A 2,148-nucleotide genomic window follows, 5' to 3' on the forward strand; every position below is an offset into this window, starting at 1 on the left:
GGAGGAGGACGATCAGGCCGCCGGCCAGGCCCAGCGCCCCCGAGACCACGAACGTCTCCCGCAGGCCGCTCGCGAACGCCGCGTCGATCCACTCCCGCGCCCCGGGCACGGACCCCAGCAGCCGTCCCGCCCCGCCGGAGGCAAGGGCGTCGGCGGTGCCGGCCGGCCGGCCGGAGAGGCCGTCCGCCAGACCGGCGTGGAACACGCCGCCCAGCACCGCGATGCCCAGGGCCGTGCCCAGCTGCCGCGAGGTGTTCAGGACACCGCCGGCCATCCCCGCCCGGGCCGGCGGCACCGCCCCCATGGCGGTGGCCGCCAGCGCCGGCATGGACACGCCCACGCCGACCCCGGTCAGCGCCAGCCCCGGCACCAGCGCGGGCCAGCTGTCGCCGGCGTCCAGCATCCAGGCCTGGAGCAGCGCTCCCCCGCCGATCAGCAGCAGCCCGCCGCCGATGGTCAGCCGCGCGGAGACCCCGTGCAGCAGCCGCCCGGCCACCGCCGCGACGACGAAGGCCGCCAGGCTCATCGGCACCAGCGCCAGACCCGCGCCCACCGGGGTCATCCCCTCGGCGGACTGCAGCCACAACGAGACGTACATCAGGTACGAGAACGCCGCCCCGGAGGTCAGCAGTCCGGCGGTCATGACCGCCGCGAAGGCCGGGCTGCGGAAGAGCGAGAGGTCCAGCATCGGGTGGGAGCCGCGCAGCTCGACGAGGACGAAGGCGGCGAAGGCGACGGCGGCCAGGGCGAACAGCCCCAGGGTGGCGGGCGAGGTCCAGCCGTCCTCACCGGCCCGGATCAGCGCGTACGTCAGGGCACCGGCCCCCACCGTGAAGGCGGCCATGCCGGGCAGGTCCAGCCCCCGGGCCCGCGGGTCGCGGGACTCCGCCACCGCCCTGAGGGTCACGAACACGGCCAGGGCGCACAGCGGCAGGTTGATGAAGAAGATCCAGCGCCAGCCGAAGTGCTCCGTGAGCAGCCCGCCGACGATCGGCCCGGCCGCCGCCGCGGCGCCGTTGACCGCGCCCCAGACGCCGAAGGCCACCCCGCGGTCGCGCCCCTGGTAGGAGGCGCTGAGCAGGGCCATGGAGGTGGCGGCCATCGCCGCGCCCCCGACGCCCTGGACGGCGCGGAAGGCGATCAGCGCGCCCGGGCCGTCGGCCAGGCCGCAGACGAGGGAGGCGCCGGCGAAGAGCACGAGCCCACCGAGGTAGACCCGGCGGCGGCCGATCCGGTCGGCGAGCGAGCCCGAACCGAGCAGCAGGGCGGCCAGGGCGAGGGCGTAGATGTCCATCACCCACTGGAGCCCGGAAAAACCGGTGTGCATGTCGGCGGCCATGTCCGGGAGGGCGACGGTCACGATCGTGACGTCGACCAGGAGCATGAACGCCCCGATGCACACCGCCGTCAGGGGCAGCCATTTGCGCACGGGGATTCTCCTCTGCTTCTTCCGAGCCGGGGTCGTCGATGCCCGGCGGGGTCGTCTCTGGGGTCGCCCCAACCGTGGCAGCGGACTCCTGAATCACCCACCCGGAAGCATGGTCATGCAGGATTCCTCCTGTCGAAGGGCCTGAGATGATGGAAACCATGCATCCCATGCAGCAGCGGGCCGGAAGCCGCCCCACCGAGCTGGACCCCTTCGACCGGACCCTCGCCCACGCCCTGTCCATCGACGGCCGGGCCCCTTTCAGCAGGCTCGCCGAGGTGCTGGAGGTCTCGGACCAGACCGTGGTGCGCCGTTACCACCGGCTGCGCGGCAACGGTCTGCTCCGGGTCGTCGGACTGCCCGTCGGCAGCCGGGTCGGGCTGTTCGAGTCCTGGCTGCGCGTGCAGTGCGCACCGGACGCGGCGGTCGCGGTGGCCGAGGCGCTGGCCCGCCGGCCGGACATCGCGTGGGTGTCGCTGAACTCGGGCGGTACGGAGATCCACTGCATGACCCGGGCCCGGACCCGCGAGGACCGCGACGCCCTGCTCCTGGAGAAGCTGCCCCGCACCCGGCGGGTGACGGCCATCAGCGCGCACACCGTGCTGCGCAAGTACATAGGCGGCCCCGGGGTCTGGGCGGGGCTGCAGGGACTGCGGCCGGACCAGGTCGCGGCGCTGCGCCCGCCGGGGCCCGCACCGGAGTACCAGGGGGCGCGCTACGCT

The 2,148-nt window shown here is 74.6% G+C and carries 2 protein-coding genes; one reads left to right on the forward strand and one right to left on the reverse strand.

What is annotated here, in order from left to right:
- Positions 1-1,429: MFS transporter (locus tag VR44_RS26905; RefSeq protein ID WP_045950199.1), on the reverse strand; the 1,429-nt coding region annotated here is incomplete at its 3' end.
- Between the two features lie 158 nt (positions 1,430-1,587).
- Between VR44_RS26905 and VR44_RS26910 the strand changes: the two genes are divergently transcribed.
- On the forward strand, positions 1,588-2,148 hold a 561-nt coding region (locus tag VR44_RS26910; RefSeq protein ID WP_245692262.1), incomplete at its 3' end, for an Lrp/AsnC family transcriptional regulator.

The organism is Streptomyces katrae (assembly GCF_000966975.1).
Classification (GTDB): Bacteria; Actinomycetota; Actinomycetes; order Streptomycetales; family Streptomycetaceae; genus Streptomyces; species Streptomyces katrae.